General features: G+C 46.0%; 20 protein-coding genes. 2 read left to right on the top strand and 18 right to left on the bottom strand.

The genetic code is table 11. The features are described 5' to 3' along the window. Nucleotides 1-66 precede the first annotated feature (66 nt). Together trpS and AM279_RS14600 are read left to right on the top strand one after the other, a co-directional pair. Complete coding sequence (gene trpS, locus AM279_RS14605) at nucleotides 67-1059, top strand: tryptophan--tRNA ligase (RefSeq protein ID WP_054408771.1); 993 nt, start codon at nucleotides 67-69, stop codon at nucleotides 1057-1059. A 177-nt stretch (nucleotides 1060-1236) separates the two neighbouring features. Then, nucleotides 1237-1758 (top strand): hypothetical protein, encoded by a 522-nt coding sequence (locus tag AM279_RS14600; RefSeq protein ID WP_054408770.1) that lies wholly within the window; start codon nucleotides 1237-1239, stop codon nucleotides 1756-1758. 38 nt (nucleotides 1759-1796) lie between these two features. On the opposite strand, the gene AM279_RS14595 is transcribed toward AM279_RS14600, so the two are convergent. From AM279_RS14595 to AM279_RS14510, 18 genes are all read right to left on the bottom strand, one after another. Beyond that, nucleotides 1797-2510 carry a 3'-5' exonuclease gene (locus AM279_RS14595; RefSeq protein WP_054408769.1) on the bottom strand — a complete coding sequence of 238 codons (714 nt, stop codon included), beginning with the start codon at nucleotides 2508-2510 and terminating at the stop codon, nucleotides 1797-1799. An 88-nt stretch (nucleotides 2511-2598) separates the two neighbouring features. After that, a complete protein-coding gene (locus AM279_RS14590) occupies nucleotides 2599-3786 on the bottom strand; it encodes a serine hydrolase domain-containing protein (protein ID WP_054408768.1) in 1188 nt (395 codons plus the stop codon). Nucleotides 3787-4012: 226 nt separating this feature from the next. Next, nucleotides 4013-5263 carry a murein hydrolase activator EnvC family protein gene (locus AM279_RS14585; protein ID WP_054408767.1) on the bottom strand — a complete coding sequence of 417 codons (1251 nt, stop codon included), beginning with the start codon at nucleotides 5261-5263 and terminating at the stop codon, nucleotides 4013-4015. 34 nt (nucleotides 5264-5297) lie between these two features. After that, nucleotides 5298-6074, bottom strand: a complete 777-nt coding sequence (locus AM279_RS14580; protein WP_054408766.1) for a DUF4292 domain-containing protein — start codon at nucleotides 6072-6074, stop codon at nucleotides 5298-5300. After that, the gene (locus AM279_RS14575; RefSeq protein WP_054408765.1) at nucleotides 6075-7430 is read right to left on the bottom strand and encodes a tetratricopeptide repeat protein; all 1356 of its coding nucleotides are present in this window, start codon (nucleotides 7428-7430) and stop codon (nucleotides 6075-6077) included. Nucleotides 7431-7436: 6 nt separating this feature from the next. Next, on the bottom strand, nucleotides 7437-8450 hold the full coding sequence (locus AM279_RS14570; RefSeq protein WP_054408764.1) for a sugar phosphate nucleotidyltransferase: 1014 nt from the start codon (nucleotides 8448-8450) through the stop codon (nucleotides 7437-7439). 13 nt (nucleotides 8451-8463) lie between these two features. Beyond that, the gene (locus tag AM279_RS14565; protein WP_054408763.1) at nucleotides 8464-9369 is read right to left on the bottom strand and encodes a tetratricopeptide repeat protein; all 906 of its coding nucleotides are present in this window, start codon (nucleotides 9367-9369) and stop codon (nucleotides 8464-8466) included. A gap of 2 nt (nucleotides 9370-9371) precedes the next feature. Further along, a complete protein-coding gene (locus AM279_RS14560) occupies nucleotides 9372-10331 on the bottom strand; it encodes a tetratricopeptide repeat protein (protein ID WP_054408762.1) in 960 nt (319 codons plus the stop codon). A gap of 17 nt (nucleotides 10332-10348) precedes the next feature. Continuing rightward, nucleotides 10349-10789, bottom strand: a complete 441-nt coding sequence (gene dut / locus AM279_RS14555) for a dUTP diphosphatase (RefSeq protein WP_054408761.1) — start codon at nucleotides 10787-10789, stop codon at nucleotides 10349-10351. 1 nt (nucleotide 10790) lies between these two features. Then, nucleotides 10791-12248 carry a lipopolysaccharide biosynthesis protein gene (locus tag AM279_RS14550; protein WP_054408760.1) on the bottom strand — a complete coding sequence of 486 codons (1458 nt, stop codon included), beginning with the start codon at nucleotides 12246-12248 and terminating at the stop codon, nucleotides 10791-10793. A gap of 91 nt (nucleotides 12249-12339) precedes the next feature. Beyond that, nucleotides 12340-12894: a hypothetical protein gene (locus AM279_RS14545; protein WP_054408759.1), complete on the bottom strand. Its 555-nt coding sequence runs from the start codon at nucleotides 12892-12894 to the stop codon at nucleotides 12340-12342. Nucleotides 12895-12975: 81 nt separating this feature from the next. Then, nucleotides 12976-13839 carry an ATP synthase F1 subunit gamma gene (gene atpG, locus AM279_RS14540; protein ID WP_054408758.1) on the bottom strand — a complete coding sequence of 288 codons (864 nt, stop codon included), beginning with the start codon at nucleotides 13837-13839 and terminating at the stop codon, nucleotides 12976-12978. Nucleotides 13840-13912: 73 nt separating this feature from the next. Beyond that, on the bottom strand, nucleotides 13913-15487 hold the full coding sequence (gene atpA, locus AM279_RS14535) for a F0F1 ATP synthase subunit alpha (protein WP_054408757.1): 1575 nt from the start codon (nucleotides 15485-15487) through the stop codon (nucleotides 13913-13915). A 56-nt stretch (nucleotides 15488-15543) separates the two neighbouring features. Continuing rightward, nucleotides 15544-16071, bottom strand: a complete 528-nt coding sequence (gene atpH, locus AM279_RS14530) for an ATP synthase F1 subunit delta (protein ID WP_054408756.1) — start codon at nucleotides 16069-16071, stop codon at nucleotides 15544-15546. 10 nt (nucleotides 16072-16081) lie between these two features. Beyond that, nucleotides 16082-16582, bottom strand: a complete 501-nt coding sequence (locus AM279_RS14525) for a F0F1 ATP synthase subunit B (RefSeq protein ID WP_054408755.1) — start codon at nucleotides 16580-16582, stop codon at nucleotides 16082-16084. A gap of 91 nt (nucleotides 16583-16673) precedes the next feature. After that, nucleotides 16674-16868: an ATP synthase F0 subunit C gene (locus AM279_RS14520; protein ID WP_054408754.1), complete on the bottom strand. Its 195-nt coding sequence runs from the start codon at nucleotides 16866-16868 to the stop codon at nucleotides 16674-16676. Between the two features lie 39 nt (nucleotides 16869-16907). Next, the gene (gene atpB, locus AM279_RS14515) at nucleotides 16908-18131 is read right to left on the bottom strand and encodes a F0F1 ATP synthase subunit A (RefSeq protein ID WP_054408753.1); all 1224 of its coding nucleotides are present in this window, start codon (nucleotides 18129-18131) and stop codon (nucleotides 16908-16910) included. Nucleotides 18132-18246: 115 nt separating this feature from the next. Beyond that, nucleotides 18247-18642 carry a DUF6168 family protein gene (locus AM279_RS14510; RefSeq protein WP_054408752.1) on the bottom strand — a complete coding sequence of 132 codons (396 nt, stop codon included), beginning with the start codon at nucleotides 18640-18642 and terminating at the stop codon, nucleotides 18247-18249. Nucleotides 18643-18646: the final 4 nt, after the last annotated feature.

The following is an 18646-nucleotide window of genomic DNA, read 5'->3' as shown; positions in this document are numbered from 1 at the left end:
TGTAGTAATTCGGCACTAATTTTTGGGCAAAACCATTACCTTTACGCAAATTTTGAAAAAGTAACAATGGCAAAAGTACTAACCGGCATACAAAGCACCGGAACCCCACACTTAGGAAACCTATTGGGCGCAATTTTACCCGCCATAGAAATGGCACAAAAACCAGAGAACGAATCGTTTTTGTTTATAGCCGACCTCCACTCTGCCACGCAGATTAAGGATGGGGCTACCCTGCGCCAAAACACCTATAGCGTGGCCGCCACCTGGCTGGCGTGCGGGCTTGATGTTAACAAGGTTATTTTTTACCGCCAGAGCGATGTACCCCAAACGGCTGAGCTGTCGTGGTACCTGAGCTGCTTTTTTCCGTACCAGAGGCTTACCCTGGCACATTCGTTTAAAGATAAGGCCGACACGCTGAGCGATGTTAACGCGGGCCTGTTTACCTACCCCATGCTTATGGCGGCCGATATACTTTTGTATGATGCCGAGTTTGTGCCGGTAGGGAAAGACCAGCTGCAACACCTTGAGTTTACACGCGATGTGGCCGGGCGCTTTAACCACCAGATGGGCGAAACGTTTGTGCTTCCGGAGGCTATTACCAGCGAGGAAACCAAGATTGTTCCGGGCCTTGACGGCGAAAAAATGAGCAAGAGCCGCAACAACACCATAAACCTGTTTGTAGACGATAAAACCCTGCGCAAAACCATAATGGGCATACAAACCGACAGTAAGGCTTTAGAAGACCCTAAAGATCCTGAAACGGATAATGTATTTGCCATATTCAAACTGCTTGCCACACCCGGGCAAACCGAAGAAATGCGTGCCAAATACCTCGCCGGCAACTACGGTTATGGCCATGCCAAACAGGCACTATATGAGCTGGTTGTAGAAAAGTTTGCCGATGTACGCACCAGGTATGCTTACTACATGGAAAACCTGCATGAGGTTGATACCCTGCTTAAAGTAGGCGCCGATAAAGCCGCAACCATAGCCAACAGCACCCTTGCCCGCGTAAGGCAAAAAATGGGCTATGAAGCGCCTTATTCAGTAGGCAGGTAGCAGATGGCAGTGAGCAGTTAAACTGACAATATAGAGAGACGGGTTTTATGCCCGTCTTTTTTTGTGCCGACCCTGAAGGGGTCGCGCACATTAGCCCGGGGCAACGCCCCGGGATATCGGGGATGGTACAACACAATAAAACTATTGTATCTTTGTTAGTATCTTAAAATCCGCCTTATGAAAACACTACTCCTCGCCCTGCTTTTTAATATAGCCTGTTTTGCGCAAAGCAACATTAACGGCACTCTTGTACTTAACGACCCTGCCGACCACGACTTTGTAGTTGCCAATGCATGGGTTATATTACAACAGGACAGCCGTATAGACAGCACGCGGGTAGACAACAACCTGCATTTTGTATTTAAGAATGTAACCCATAAAAAACCAAAATTAAAGATTACGCCAAGGCATTATCCTGTTGATACATCATACGACCTTAATAAACTTAAGGAAGGCGAAAATGAAATGGCCATTAACTACAGCCCTACATGCCCTTTTGGCAAGACAGGCAAAGTGTGCCCCGTATGCCATAAAAGTGATGATGTAATACCCATACGTTACGGACTAATAGCCTCTCTTGAAAAGAAAGGAGATGAGCCTGATAAAACCCCTGCAAAAAGAACATACAAACCCGGCGGCTGTGTGGTGAGCGATTGCCAGCCCGAATGGCATTGCGAACACGATGACAGGGATTTTTAGCTTAGAGGCTAAGTAGCTCAGAAGCTTAGCCGCTTTCTCTACACATGCACCACTTCCTCCTCAATCAGTAACTCCTCGCGCCTAAAGCGAAGCAGCACCTGTGCTACGGCTACCACATCTTTTTCGCAGTAGGTAATAATGCGGTCTATGTCTTTTTCCACATAAAAAACATGGCCCACCTGGCTGCCGTCTATATCGCCTTTGGGCGAGGGTATGCCCAGTATTTTAGTGAGAAGTTTTAATGACGTAAAACTTTTATAATCGCCAAATTTCCATAGCTCCATGGTGTCGAGGTGCGGCACTTCCCACGGCTTTTTGCCAAAAAGGTTTAGCTTGTTGGGTATGGGCAGGTTGTTGATGATCATACGGCGGGCAATAAACGGAAAGTCGAACTCCTTGGCATTGTGCCCGCACATAATGTGCTGCGCCTGGCTAAAATGGTTGTTGAGCAAATTGCTGAAATCCCTGAGCAGGTCTTTCTCCTCCCCAAAAAATGAAGTTACACGAAAGTGGCGGATGTCATTCCTAAACGTAAAATATCCCACCGATATGCACACAATTTTGCCAAACTCTGCCCATATACCGGCACGGTCATAAAATTCCTCAGCAGTAAATTCGTCCTTACGCTGGTACAGGGTCTTGGCGCTGTACAGGTCGCGGGTTTCATCATCCAGCAGGCCAAAATGCTCCTGCTCCGGCACGGTTTCTATATCAAGGAACAATATGTTCTCAAGCCTTATTTTTTCAATCATGAGCCTCTCCCCCTACCCCCTTCTCCAAATGGAGAGGGGCATAGGAGTGTTTAAATTAGTAATCGGTTCTTAATTCCCCCTTTGGGGGTTAGGGGGCCGTCATCTGTAAGCCATTACCCCTACCCTCGGTTGGCGCCATTAGGCCCAGCATTTTATAAGCTTCGTCTACATACACATAAAAGTCGTTGCTGTGCGGGTCGGTAGTGGTTTGCAGGCCCTTGGTGTGGCCCAGGCGCACAATAATCAGCTTATCTTCGGGCACTACAATAACAAACTGACCCAGGTGGCCGCGCATGTAGTACATTTTCTTATTGTTGTAAATGTTTATCCACCAGCCATAGCCATATTGCGGCGATGTGGCAAAACGCGGTGTAACCATTTTTTGCACATCAAGGCTATCCAGTATCTTCGTACCGTTCCACTCGCCGTTGTGCAAAAACAGTTTGCCAAAACGTGCAAAATCGCGGGCGTTACTGCCCAGGCAGCAGTAGGCCTTTTCAAGCCCGTCAGCCTTATCAAGTTGCCAGAGCGCCTCGTGGTCTGCCCCCATAGGCTTCCAGAATTTATCTGATACATAATCACTCAGGGTTTGCCCGGTAGCTTTGGTAAGCACCATGGCCAGCAGCTCTGTAGCACCGCTTACATATTCAAACTTCTGTCCGGGTTCATATACAATAGGCACATCCAGCACGGTTTGCGCCAGGTTATCGCCAAAGTAAGCACGGGTGGTAACGCTAAAGGCGCTGCTGTACTGCTCGCCCCAGTCCATACCGGTAGCCATGCTGCTCAGGTCGCCCACGGTAAGGCGTGCGCCAAAGCCGGTTTTGTATTCGGGGTAAAAATCACTCACCTTTTGGTCAAGGCTTTTAATCTTACCCTCCTCAATAGCCTTAAACAACGCTGCCGAAACCACGCTCTTGGCCATACTAAACGAGTTCGATTTACTATCGGGGCCATAGCCGTCATAATAGCTTTCGTGCCAAATGCTGTCGTTCTTTATAATCAGGTAGGCCACCGTGCCCAGCTCTTTGTGCACGCTTTCCAGCCTTTGGGTGCCGTCTACCGTATTATAATCCTTAGCCTGCGGCCAGGGCTGTGCAGGGCCGTTTTTAACGGTACGGTTTTCAAAATGGGTATAATCGTCAAGGTAGGCCGTGGTTTTGCCGTGCAGGTACACCACACGCACCGCCTTTATAAGGTAGTCTACATCAAAAATATACAGCAGCGCTACAATAACGGCTATAATGCCCACAAGCCACAGCAGGAACTTTTTCATTTGGTAACGGTTTAGTTGCCTTACGAATGTACGCAAAAAAATCTATGGTTAACCAATGGCACAGGTTACGGAATTATTTAAACACATTGGCTATAATTATCCCGAGGGCGTTGCCCCCGGCTAATGCGCGCGACCCCTTCAGGGTCGGTGGAATGCAATCCCCCATCCCTAAAAACAAAAACGCCCGCAGCAGTGCTACGGGCGTTGCGTTGTATATATAAAACCCTTACTTAACAATCCAGCTGCTTGGGTTTAGATAAGACGTGTTTTGCAGGATACAGAACTTTAACACACTCTCCTTAGTTACCGGGTTGGTAGCCACCGTACCTATGCTTTGCATGGCGCTTACCTCCTGGCCCGGCGATACATTTACCGATTCCATATTGTAATACACCGTAAAGTAATCTCCATGGCGAATGTACACGATTTTCTTCTTGGTATCAGGGGTCATTTGTATCTGGCTCACCTCGCCGCCAAAAACGGCGCGCACGGCCTCGCCCGGGTTTGTGGTAATTTCCACCCCGCTGTTGTGCTGCGTGTAGCCCTTAACAAACGGGTGCGGGGTATCGCCATACGGCAATGATATATAGCCGTGTGCCACCGGATAAGACAGCTTGCCTTTATTAGCCTTAAAATTATCTGATATTAGCTTGCCCTCTTTGGTAAGCACAATTTTGTTAGGCGATGCCGTAGAAGCCGCTGCTGTGGTGGTTTTGCTCTCGGTAGTGCTTTTGGCCGTTTTCTTGTTGGCCGCAGCAATAGCCTCGCGAATGGCAGCATCTATTTTTTGCTGTACCTCGCGGCTTTCCTTTTGCTTTTTAACCACTTCGGCGTTAAGCTTTTTCCTGTCTTTTTGTATGGTTTTTACAAGGGATTGTTGCTCTTTCTTGTCTTTTTCAAGAGCATCCTTATCTTTTTCGCTTTGTGCAACCAGCTTTACTTTTTCCTTTTTTTGCCCCTCAAGGGTAGCAATGGTTTTCTCAAGTTCGGCCATCTTGGTGCGAATTTCATCGCCCTGTATTTTGCGGAAACTGGCATACTGCTTCATGTACTGTATGCGCCTGTAAGCCTCCAGGAAGTTTTTAGACGACAGGATAAACATAATACGGCTTTGCTCATTGCGGCTCTTATAAGCCTTTACAAGCGTTTTGCTGTAGTCTTCCTTAAGCACCACAAGCTCGCGTTTCAGCTTGTTTATTTTAAGCTGGTTAAGGTATATCTCATCGGTAAGCAGGCGGGTTTGCCTGTTGGTGGTGCTTATCAGTTTTTCGCTCAGCTTTATTTTGGCCTCGCTTTCAGATATCTGGCTCAGGGCCGATTTTTCTTTCTTGTCTTCTTTATTGATAAGGCTGTTAAGGTCTTTGATTTCCTTTAAAATCTGGGCCTTGCGCTGCTCCAGCTTTTTCTGCTCTGCGGTTTGTGCCATCAGGAGGGCACCCGTTAGCATAAAAAGAATAGTAAGGAGTAGTTTTTTCATTGTGTCAGCGTTATTGTTTGCTATTTGCTATGTCTTAATCTTTTTCTATAAATACCTGTGTAAAGCCGTCGGGCACCTCAAACGGAAAAGTTATTTTCTCATCAAACTTAACCGATTTATACTCCAGGTCAAGGCTTACCCTGTCCTGCTGTTCGGCTTCAATTTTAATTTGTGCAGGCAGCGTGCGGCCGTCAAAATTGCCGTGTGCCGGATAGTTTATTTCAATACTGCGCGGCTGTTGCCCACCCTGTGTAAACGCCTGTTTTTTAATAAGGAAGTTAGCCCCTTCAAACAAAAACTCCTTAACGGTGTTGCCTTCCTTGCCCTGCAGCCTGTACAGCCCATCATGCACCGATGCTTTGTAAGTACCCTTTTTAAGGTTGTCCATAGCCTCGCCCAGCAGCATGTTTTGCACCTTTGTATAATCAAGGTCGGTGCCCAGCCAGCGGCTCAGCATGCGGTAATCGCCGCTAAAATAGGTTTTGCCCAGCTGCTCATAATATACCACCTCTGTTGGGGTAATAAGCCCCTTAGCCATGGTCATGCCAAAGTAGCGCACCATTACAAGTATCTTTTCGTCTTTTTTAATGCGCACCTCTGCGGTAAAGCCCTGGTTTTCGTGGCTGTCTTTATAGCGTGCATCGGCCCGTATAACAAGGGTGTTAAAATCAACCTGTTTGCTGTAGTGCCCATCAATAATTTCGGTAGCGGCCTTGTCTCCGCTTGCAGCGCTTTCGGCTATTACAGCCTGCTTGCTTTTGCATGATACCAGCAAACCCATAGCCGCAATGGCCACATATACTTTCTTCATTTAGCTTTTACTTTTTAAGGCCTTTTCGGCTTTCGCCTGATATTCCTGTTTCTTTTTGGCATCGCCCATGCCGCCATAAGCCTCACCCAGCTGGTAGTTTATAGAGGCTTCCAGATCAGGGTCTTCCACCACAAAATCAAGCCCCATTTCCAGGTATGATTTTGCCGAAGAAAACTGCTTTGTTTTATTGGCGCCCAACCCGGCATAATAATACAGGCGTGCCTGCGTGGGGTAAAGGGCAATATATTCCGGTGCCTTTTCGGCAATCCTGCCATACTGGCCCGATTCTGCAAAGGTATACAGCAGCAGCTCAATACCCTCTATATCGTCGGCCTTTTGCTGAAGCCCCACCTCAAAATACTGTGCCGCCTCGTTAAACTTCCTTTTGTTGAAGAAAAACTTGCCAATTTCCTTTGGTACATTAACCTGCTTATCGTCTTCAAAATAGGTTACGGCCTTAGCCAGGTCTGGCATAAACGCGGGGTTGTTATTGGCAAAAATAAGAAACTCGTTTAGCACGCGGTGCTTAATCTTGCCGTCTACCTTGCGGCTGCCCAGCACCTTAAACATACTCTGGCTGGCCTTAGCCCCATCGTTATTATTTAGGTGAAATTTAAACAGGCTTACCTGTGCATAATCACTTTCCGGAATGTTCTTCTCCAGCCTTCGGGCCACGTCTTCGGCCTTAGCCTCTTCGCCGGCCTGGCTGTACAGGTAAATCAGGTCTATGTAATTGTCTTCGTTCTTAGGGTCTTTTTTAATGGCTGCCTCAAGTGCATCTTTTTGCCCCTTGCTGTCTTTGCTGGTGCTTAAAATTTCGAGCTTGTACATTTCGCGCTTATTGCTCATACCCACGGTTTGCTCCATCTCGTTAATAAGCGCCAGGGCCTTGTCGTGCTGCTGCGTGTACATATACAAAGACACCAGGTCTTCCTGGTAGTACTCCCTGCGCCATTCGGTTAGCTTTTGCACCACCGGTATGCTCTTGTTGTAGTCTTTGGTTTCATAATACACATCATACAGCCCCTGCCAGTACCAGCGGTTAGTGGGCTCAAGGTCGCGCGCCTTCAGGTAAGCCTGCTCTGCCTCGGCATACATTTTTAGCGCAAGGTAGTTTTTACCCAGCTCGCCGTATACCACTGGGTTTTTGGCATCTTTTACCAGGCAGCGCTGCAGGGCAACAATGGCCTTATCATAGTTTTCAATACCCTTTTGCTTGAGCGCTTCATAAAAATTTTCTTCAAATTCATTTTTTGCCAGCGTGAGCGAATCAGGCTCCACCTGCTGGGCGTGCGCTGCCCCGGGCGAGAGTAATACCGCGCCAAAGGCCATGCAAATAAGGGTTGATAACTTCATTCTTACTTATTCTATTACGCTGTAGTCTCCCAGGCTAATGCTGCTAAACTTTCCGTTAAAGGAAGCGTGGTTGCCTATCATGCCATTATCTAATATGGCGTTTTTAATAACCGCGCTGGTTTGCACCAGGCTGTTTTTTATAATGCTGTTTTCTACAAAAGTATTGGCCCCAAGCGATACATAAGGCCCTACTGTGGCATTGCGCAGCGTTACCCCGTTGCCTATAAAGCACGGCGGAATAATGGTGGCGTTTTCTAAAACCACATTTTCGTGCACCAGGTTTTCATTACCATCGGCGTGGATAAAGCCCAGCATGCGGCTGTTGGTTTCTACGGTTACGTTCTTGTTGCCGCAGTCCATCCACTCATCTACTTTTCCGGGAACAAATTTCATGCCCTTTTGCTTCATGTTCTCCAGGGCATCGGTAAGCTGGTATTCGCCACCCTTTGTAATATCGTTATCCAGCAGGTATTGCAGCTCTTCGCGCAGCGTTTCCCCACTTTTAAAATAGTAGATGCCAATGATGGCAAGGTCGCTTACAAAATCTTTTGGCTTTTCAACAAAATCAGTAATCTCGTTGTGGGCGTTAAGCTTAACCACACCAAAGGCGCTTGGGTCTTCTACCTGTTTTACCCAGATAACGCTGTCTGCCGATGTATCTAACGTAAAATCAGCACGGAATAGTGTATCGGCATAGGCCACCACCACCGGGCCGCTCATGCTTTCCTTGGCGCTCATAATGGCGTGGGCAGTGCCCAGGGGCTTATCCTGGTAGTAAATGCTGCCCTTTGCGCCCAGCCTTTCGGCAATGGCTACAAGGTCCTGCTCTACAACCGGGCCAAAATCACGGGCTACTATAAAGGCAATCTCGTCTATTTCTTTGTTAAGCACACCGGCTATGTCTTCTACAAGGCGGTGCACAATGGGTTTGCCCGCAATGGGTATAAGCGGTTTAGGAACCGTTAGCGTGTGTGGGCGCAGGCGCGAACCCCTGCCTGCCATAGGTACAATAATCTTCATTGTATATTAAAGTCTATTCAGTTTTTATTCCGTTGTTTGTGGCAGCTGTTTCAAAAATATCCAGCTTGCCCTGTGCCTCAAGGTCTTTATAATAGCTCACCAGCTGTGATTTTGCGTCATCTGCATAAGGCGACTCTGCATCTGTATACAGCAGGTAGGCCTTAATCATATAGTCTACCCCTTTTTCATAATTTTTGGCCTGGTAATAGTTAAGCCCGGCGCCATAATACCCTTCCGGATTTTCAGGCTGGGCCGCAACCAGTTTTTCATAAGCCGCAGAAGCCCCTGCATAATCGCCCATTAACTGGTAGGCCACACCCATATTTTGCATGGGGAACGTGCCTGTGGGGTCTAACTCCAGCGATTTTTCATAGCACTTAATGGCCTCTTTATAATTTTCCATCCTGCGGTAGTTAAGCCCCAGGTAGTTCCATGCGGTTATAAATTTAGGGTCGCGCTTTACTGCCTTTGTGTAGGCCACCACAGCCATATCATACATTTTCTGGTCGCTGTACTGCCGTGCTTCGTCATAAAAAGCCATCGCCTTCTTGTCTGTCGACATGGCCTCCGGTTTTATAACATCGCCCGCCATTAATCCCTGCACCGCAGCGCAGTTTTTATTGAGGTAGGCCTGTACAGCCTTATCGGGCCCGGTACTAAAGCTAAGGTTGTATTCCTTTTTATCCTTACCGTCTTTCTTGTCTTTATCGGCCTCGCTTTGCACCTGTTGCAGGTCATACATAAGCGTGCGGCTGGTTATGCAGCTGTTTATGGCTTCAATAACCTTGTCTTTGGGCTGTGTGCCGTCTATTTCTTCGGCGCACTGGCAGGCCAGCGTGGCAATGCCCTTAACGCGCTCTTCCTGGGCAAAAAGGCCTGTTGCACACAGCAGGGCAGGCAGTAGTAATACCTTTTTCATGCCTAATCCATATTTATGCCGTTATTTTCGGCAACTTTCTTAAACACATCCAGTTTGCCTGCTTTTTCCATTTCCTGATAGTAAAACCTCAGGTTTTGCAGGGCATCGTTTAAATAAGGCGACTGTACTTCCTGATACAGCCTGTATGCCTTAAACATATTATCTGTTGCCTTCTCAAAATCGCCCGATGCATACCACATCCTTCCGGCACCAAAATAGCCTTCGGGGTTTTTAGCATCGCGCTGTATAATTTTTTCAAAGCATTCTATTGCCTTGTCATACTGTTTTAAATACTCATAGGCCACCGGCAGGTTTTGCAATGGCATGCTGCCGTCGGGGTCTATTTCGAGCGATTTTTCATAACATTTTACCGCCTCCTGGTAGTTGCCGCGCCTGCGGTAGCAAATGCCCAGGTTATCCCACGCAAAGGCAAACTTTTTATCCCGCTTTACAGCCTTGTTAAAGCTTACAATGGCAAGGTCATATTTTTCGGCGGTCATATAATCATTGCCTTCATAATAATACTCCAGCGCCTTTTTGTCTTTAGACATTGAGTATTTGCCCTTAACATCGTTACTGTTTAACAGGCTCCTTACCTGTTCGCAGTTAGTGGACATGTAAGCCTGAATTTCGTCAAAATCCTGGTCAATATAAATTTTTATGCTGGTATTCTCGCCCACTACGGTATCGCCTTTGGCTTCCAGCGCCACTTTTGCCATCTCATCAATAGCGCCCATTTGTGAAGACACTATACTTGCCGTTATACACGAATTTATTTTGGCAACAATACTGTCTTTAACCGCATTTGTACTTATTTCATATGTACAAATGCACGCTTCGCCCGCTATTTTTTCAATCTTCTTTTTGTGTGCCTTTTCGTCTTCTTTGGCATCCTGCGCTATGGCAGTACACGTTACTAAAAGCGCCAGGGCGCACACAGTGTTTTGGAGGAAATTTTTCATTTATAGTAGGTTGTTGGTTACTTTGTACCCGTACTGCCAAAGCCGCCTGCGCCGCGGTCGGTCTCAGTAAGCACCTCTGCCGTTACCCATTCGGCACGCTCGTGCTTTGCTATAATAAGCTGTGCAATGCGCTCGCCGTTTTCTACGGTAAAAGGCTCATCGGATAAATTTACTAAAATTACGCCAATCTCACCCCTGTAATCGGCATCAATCGTTCCGGGGCTGTTCAGTACAGTTATGCCTTTTTTTGCCGCAAGGCCGCTGCGTGGGCGCACCTGGGCCTCATAGCCTATGGGCAGCTCTATAAAAAGCCCGGTTTTAACTATGGCCCTGCCCAGCGGTTTAAGGGTGATGGGCTCCGGCAGTTCGGCGCGGAGGTCCATACCGGCGCTGCTTAGGGTTTCATAGTTTGGCAATGCGTGCGATGATGTATTGATAACTTTAATGGTAACTGACATATTATTTCTTTATGAATTTTAAGAGTGTTTCTTTTTCGAGCCTGAAGATAATCCAGATGTAGCCTGCAAAGGCCAGTATGCCAAAGGCATAGGTATGGCGTAAAAACGGCACATAAAACGATATGCCCCCCAGCACCATGGCAAGGGCGGGATAAAATATCATTTTGCGGATGTTATAGGGTATGGGGTAGTATTTTGCACCCAGCTTGTAAGACACCACCATCATGGTGCCATAAGCCGCCACCGTGGCAATGGCCGAACCTACATAGCCCCACAGGGGTATAAGTGCAAAGTTGAATGCCAGGGTTACCCCCGCGCCCACAAGCGATATATAGGCCCCCATTTTGGTTTTGTCGCTCAGCTTGTACCACACCGACAGGTTGGTGTAAATACCCAGGAAGAAGTTGGCCAGGATAATAACCGGCACCACATCCATAGCCTCCCAAAAGGCTTTATCGCGCAACAGGACCCATTTTAAGAGGTCGGCGAAGACAATTACCCCTAAAAGGATAACCGAGCCCATAATAACGAAATACTGCGTTATGGCGGCATAGGTTTTTGTGGCGTTTTCGCTCTTGGCGTGGCTAAAGAAAAACGGCTCTATACCCAGGCGGAACGCCGTGGTAAAGAGCGTCATGAATATGGCAAGCCTGTAGCACGCCGAATAAACGCCTATTTCGGCCTCGGGTACTTTCATAAATTTAAGCAGCGGGCGGTCAAACGTTTCGTTTATGGCAAAGGCAACACCTGCCACCATTACGGGCAGGGCATAGCGCATCATGCGTTTCCAGAGTTCGGTATTAAAGTGCCATGATATTTTAAAGTAATGCGGCAGCAGCACAATCAGGGTAGCAAGGCTGGCCATAACATTAGCCACAAACACGTAGCCCACCTGAAAATGCGGTATATATAGCGTTGCCATAAAACCGTCAGGGCTGTCAAGCGCCATTTGTGGCAGCCACAGCAAAAAGAAAAGGTTGAGCAGCAGGGTAAGCACCACATTGCCTATTTTAACAGCAGCAAAAAATATGGGGCGGCCTTCGGCACGCAGGCGGCTAAAGGGCACTATGGCCAGTGCATCGAGCACCAGCACCCAAATGGTATAGGTTACATACTGGGTTTCTATGCCCAGGGCTGCGGCCAGGTATTGCCTGCCCAGCAGTGCCACGGCAAGAAATATAAGCGACGACCCCACCAGCGACATGGTGCCGGTGCTCATTACCTGTTTTTTATCGTCAGAATTATAAAAGCGGAAAAAAGCGGTTTCCATGCCATAGGCCAGCACCACGTTAAAAAACACCAGCCACGCAAAAATAATAGACACCTCGCCATACTTAGCCCTGTCCATAACGCCGGGAGTGGTATACAGCGGCGTGAGCAAAAAGCTGAACATGCGCGGCACAACAGTGGCTATGCCGTATATGGCGGTTTGCTGAAATAGTTTTTTATACAGGCTCAAGTCTTGTTTCGCTTATTTAAAGAAAACAAAAATAAGGATATAATTTGAGGGAGGGAAAATAAGTGGCAATAACGCTACCGTTTTAGGATTCTTAGATTTTAGATTCATCAATTTTAATCCAGTTTTCTGTATTGTAGATATATCCTTCCCATGCAAAGCCCTCTTCATATCCAAATATCAACAGGAAATTTTCTGATTTAGAAATATCATGGCTCTGCCTTGAACCTTTAATTATTTCACGCAAATATTTAAGCATCTCATCTATTCCTCCATTTGGATATGTTACCAACACACGCAGTTCACAATTAGTTATAAGCAGGTGTGATACTTCCTGATACAACGCTCTGTTAAAATTGTTTTCATGTTCAAATGCAATCCTGATATTTCTCAGCCAACACCAGCCCTCAGTAATATCCGGAACCAAATCTTCTTCCTTGTAAAGAACAACATCAAGAGAATAGTACTCATTATAGTATAAGAGCCCGAAGCTACCTGCAATTTCTTTTATGATAGAATCATCATTTCCTTTTACATGAGATGTAAAAACTGCATGTTTTCTCCAATCGTTACTGAGCATATCTTTTCTGCTTCCAACGATTTTTTTCCAAACAGAGAAGAAGTTTCTTGAATTTATTTCGCTTGTCATAATGAGGATGTTCAATAATACAATATTAAACAAAAAAAGCCCTCCGTTTCCGGAAGGCTCTCTCACTATGTTTGTTTGTTATTAACCGTTTAGGGCTTCGGCTCCACCTACAATTTCAAGGATTTCGCCGGTAATGGCAGCCTGGCGGGCCTTGTTGTATGTTAGCTTCAGCTGGTTGCGCATGGCGGTGGCGTTGTCGGTAGCTTTGTGCATAGCCGTCATACGGGCGCCGTGCTCGCTGGCAAAAGAATCGCGTATGGCCTTGTAAAGCTGTGTTTTAAGCGACAGCGGTATAAGGCTAAGGATAATTTCTTCTTTTGACGGCTCAAAGATATAGTCTACCGCAGCGTTGCTATCGGCAGTATTATCTTTAGGCACAAGCGGAAGGAACTGCTCTGTAAGCACCTGTTGCGTAGCGGCATTTTTAAAGTGGTTGTACACCAGCTCTATCTTGTCATATTCGCCGGCCACAAATTTATCCATAAGGTTTTGTGCTACTTCTGCCACGTTTTCAAACGTAAGCCTGTCATACAGCGCACTTTCGTTTGCTATAATGTTGCAGGTGCGCTTAAGGGCATCATCGCCTTTTTTACCAATGGCCAAAACATCTACCTGCTTGCCTGCATAAGCGGCCTCAAGGTTTTTGATTTGCTTTATAACGTTGGCATTAAATGCACCGCACAAGCCCCTGTTAGAGGTTATGGCTACAATAAGGACCTTGTTTACCGGGCGCTGCTCGGCAAATGCACCTCCTGTATCACCCTCAAGCGTAGCGCTAAGGTTTTGCAATAGCTCGGTTAGCTTGTTGCTGTAAGGCCTCATTGCTGTAATAGCGTCCTGGGCCTTTTTAAGCTTGGCAGCCGAAACCATTTTCATCGCGCTTGTAATTTGCATGGTCGATGAAACGGAAGCGATCCTGTTACGTATTTCCTTTAAGTTTGCCATTTTATAATTTGAAAATGTATCAATTGACCAATGTAACACTATTGCTACATTGATCAATTGCTAAATTAAATCATTAGTACTTAGCTGAAATTTCAGCAGCGGCTTTTTCAAGCACGTCGGTAATCTCATCTGTAAATTTACCGGCCTTAAGCGCATCAAGGGTGCTCCTGTGTGTAGCGTTAAGGTAAGCAATAAAGTCTTTTTCAAACTCTTTTACCTTGTTAACCGGCACGTTTTTAAGCAGGTTTTTAGAACCGGCATAAATAATAGCCACCTGGTCTTCTACAGTATAAGGGTCGTTAACTGATTGCTTAAGTATTTCTACGTTACGCTTACCTTTCTCGATTACGTTAAGGGTAGCAGCATCAAGGTCTGAACCAAACTTAGCGAAAGCTTCAAGCTCGCGGTACTGAGCCTGGTCAAGCTTAAGTGTACCGGCTACTTTTTTCATTGATTTGATCTGGGCGTTACCACCTACACGCGATACCGAGATACCTACGTTAATTGCAGGGCGCACACCAGAGTTAAACAGGTCAGACTCCAAGAATATCTGTCCGTCAGTAATTGAAATTACGTTAGTTGGGATATACGCAGAAACGTCTCCCGCCTGGGTTTCAATAATAGGAAGTGCAGTAAGTGAACCACCACCTTTAACAATTGGCTTAAGCGACTCCGGAAGGTCGTTCATGTCTTTAGCAATGCTGTCATCGGCAATAACCTTAGCAGCACGCTCAAGAAGCCTTGAGTGAAGGTAGAATACGTCACCAGGGTAAGCCTCACGTCCCGGTGGACGGCGAAGAAGTAGCGATACTTCACGGTAAGCAACAGCCTGCTTAGAAAGGTCATCATAAATGATAAGCGCAGGACGGCCCGTATCACGGAAGTACTCGCCAATTGCAGCACCTGCCATTGGGGCATATACCTGCATAGGAGCAGGGTCTGACGCGTTAGCGGCAACAATTGTAGTATAAGCAAGAGCGCCTTTTTCTTCAAGGGTCTTGGCTATACCTGCAACAGTAGAAGCCTTTTGGCCTACCGCTACATATATACAGTATACCGGTTTGCCGGCATCATAAAATTCTTTCTGGTTAAGGATGGTGTCAATACACACGGTAGTTTTACCGGTTTGACGGTCGCCAATAACAAGCTCACGCTGGCCACGGCCTACCGGTATCATGGCATCTACCGCCTTAATACCTGTTTGTAGCGGCTCAGTTACCGGCTGACGGAAAATAACACCCGGAGCCTTACGCTCAAGTGGCATTTCATAAAGGGTACCTTCAATAGGGCCTTTACCGTCTATAGGGTTACCAAGTGTATCTACCACACGGCCTACAATGCCTTCGCCCACTTTAAGCGATGCAATGCGGTTTTGCCTTTTTACGGTAGAACCTTCTTTAATACCTACAGAAGAGCCAAGCAATACTATACCCACATTGTCTTCTTCAAGGTTTAGTACAATACCTTCTAACCCGTTTTCAAACTCTACAAGCTCGCCATACTGCGCGTTGCTAAGTCCGTAAGCACGGGCAATACCGTCACCTACCTGAAGAACGGTTCCTACCTCTTCAAGAGTAGCACCCGATTCAAAACCGGACAATTGTTTCTTTAATATTGCTGAAATTTCAGCAGCTTTAATTTCTGCCATGTGTATAATTAGATTTAATTATCTTGTTTTATGTTGCTCCCGTTTAGGGGATAATCTTAATTGCTCAATTCACGTTTAAGCGCCAGCAGCCTGTTTGCCACAGAGGCGTTGTACTGCTTATCGCCCACCCTTAGTATAAATCCGCCAATGATGGCCGGGTCTACAATGTTTTTAAGGGTAATTTTTTTGTCCGAAAACTCTTTTACCTTGGCAAGCACCTTAGCTTCAAGCTCTGCATCTATAGGCACAGCGGTTGTAACCGTTGCCACCTCTATGCCGTTTGCCACATCATACTGCGCTTTGTACTGAGCCGCAATGGCAGGCAGTATATCAAAACGCTGGTTTTCGTGCAGCAGGTGGAAAAGGCCCTGTGTAAGGGGCTGTGTGCTTGCAAAAATTTCTTTAAGGGCTACCTCTTTTTTATCGGCCTTCACTTCGGGGCTGCTAATAAAGTTTTGTAGCTCTTTGTGTCCGTTAACGGTTTCGGTTATAAGGGCCATGTCTTCGGCAACCTGTGCGGCAGTGCCTGCGCCCTGTGCCGTTTCCAGTATTGCCTTAGCATATCGTTTTGCTGCTTTGCTCATACCGGTTGTATTAGTTTAGTTTAACATCGTCAAGCATTTTCTCAACAAGGTTGTTTTGCGCCTCCTTGTTAGAAAGTTCTGATTTTAGAAGCTTCTCGGCAATTTCTACCGATAGCGCACTAACCTGGCCTTTAAGCTCAGCCATGGCAGCGTTCTTTTCGCTAATAATAGTAGCTTTAGCCTGGGCTATAATCTTATCGCCTTCAGCCTGTGCAGTAGCAGTAGCATCAGCAATCAGTTTTTCTTTAATTTCGCGGGCTTCTTTCATCATGGCATCCCTTTCGGCACGTGCCTCAGCCAGGATACGCTGGTTATCTGCCTGTAGTGCAGCCATTTCTTTGCGTGCGTTTTCGGCAGCGGCAATAGCATCGGCAATACCCTGCTCCCTTGCATCAAGAGAGGCAAGAATAGGCTTCCATGCAAATTTAGCCAGTAGTAAAATAAGTATTACAAGGATAATAGCCTGCCAGAAGAACAAACCATACGAAAAATCATTTATTAACTTATCCATTATGTTAGGTGTATCTTAAATTAGTTTAATTTTTTAAAACAATAGTAAAACAACACCTGCAACCAACCGTTGCAGGTATTGCTTTTGTAAATTAAGCACCCAGGATTAGGGCACCGAATGCAAGACCTTCAAGAAGTGCACCGATGATGATCATCGCAGTTTGGATTTTACCGGCTGCTTCTGGCTGACGGGCAATAGCGTCCATTGCAGATCCACCAATTTTACCTAAACCAACACCAGCACCGATAACGATAAGACCAGCACCTACTAAATTTGGAATTGTCATGATATATAAATAATTAAATTAATTGTTCTTGTTTAAAAATTAGATTACCGGGATTTCAGGGTCTTCTACACTGTGGTCGTCATGGCCGTGCGCGTGGTCATGGTCATGATGGTGCTCATGCTCCTGAACCGCCATACCTATAAATAGTGACGAAAGCATGGTAAAGATAAACGCCTGCAGGAATGCTACCAGTAATTCTATTATTGAGATGAACAGCGTTAGCGCAAGCGATGTACCAATGGCACCACCTGTTGTTAATTGCTGCTTAGCTACATATATAAGTGCTATAAGGCCCATTACTACTGTGTGGCCCGCCGTGATGTTTGCAAAAAGACGGATTAGCAGTGAGAACGGTTTTGTAAACATACCCAGCACCTCTATTGGAGCAAGTACAATTTTCATTGGCACAGGCACGCCCGGCATCCAGAAAATGTGGCCCCAGTATTCTTTATTGGCACTAAATTGGGTAATGAAGAATGTAAACAATGCAAGACATACTGTAACGGCAATGTTACCGGTTACGTTAATACCCAGCGGCGTAAGGCCCAAAAGGTTCAGTATCCAGATAAGGAAAAATACCGTAAGCAGGTAAGGCATAAACTTTTTGTATTTTGCCTCGCCAATGTTTGGCCTTGCAATTTCGTCCCTTACATATAGTACAAGCGGCTCAAGCACACGGTTAAAACCGGTAGGCAGGCTGTTAGCGCCTTTCTTTTTATAACCTTTAGCCAGGCTTGTAAACAATAAGAATATTATTAGCGATGTAAGCAATAACGATACTACGTTTTTAGTAATCGAAATGTCAAGCGGTTTTTCGTTTGTTGGGTGGTGATGCTCATCAAGGGTAAGTGTACCGGCAGCATCAGTCTTATAAATTTTACCGTGAAACAGCTTGTAGTAGTTACCGTCTACATTAGCAACGGTTTCGCCGTGGTTAAATTCAGAAGCAGAAAACACTTTAAGGCCGTTATCTACAAGGATTACCGGCAAAGAGAAACCATAGTGCTCGCCTGACTCTTCATCTGAAAAGAATACAAACTCGTGCGCATCCTGTAAGTGGTGGCTTATGTGCTCGTTAATTTTTGCTTTCGGGCTTGCTGCTTCGGCAGTGTCGTGCAGCTCACCGTGCGTTTCTAATGCAGGTGCATGGCCATTATCATGCTGGTGCACAGCATCGTGGTTGGGGTTTGCATTAGAAATAAGGGGAAGAACCAGCAGCATGGCTGCAATTGAGTTCTTAAGTGATTGTCCGAAAAACACCATCTTGTTAGATATCTTAATTTTACAGTCCTAAAATTTTGCGCAAAGGTACAGTTTAAATTAATATATCAAGAGTGTATATGGACTTTTTTCAAAAATAATCAGGGGCATTAACGTTTTACTGTTTTTTGTTTAAGAGCTTAGCCGTAAAATAGACCTCAATTAACAAAAAAAGCACGAAAACGAGAAAAAAGTTGATTTTCTCGGCAGATGCATCAATCGTTTTCGATATAATGGGCCTGGCAACAAAATAAGCGCCGACCGCTTTTAGGGTGGTTAAACCAAGAAAAACATACCCTATTTGTGAGGCGCTGTTTTTTTGAACCATCTGTAGCGAAAAAAGTATGATAAGGCTAAAGCCATAATACAGCACATAAAGTACCGGAAGCGAATATACAAAACCGGCATAATGCGCTCCAAGCGCCGTGAAATGGTATAACAGTAAATTAACAATTAAAAAAAGCCCCGCCACAAGGCCTGCCTTAAGGGCACCGGCCAAAAAGTCTTTGTGCATTATA

This window comes from Flavobacterium akiainvivens (genome assembly GCF_001278115.1).
In the GTDB taxonomy this organism is placed as follows: Bacteria; Bacteroidota; Bacteroidia; order Flavobacteriales; family Flavobacteriaceae; genus Flavobacterium; species Flavobacterium akiainvivens.
The sequence above is the reverse complement of the archived record's forward strand: the minus strand, read 5'-3'. Positions and strand labels throughout refer to the sequence as shown.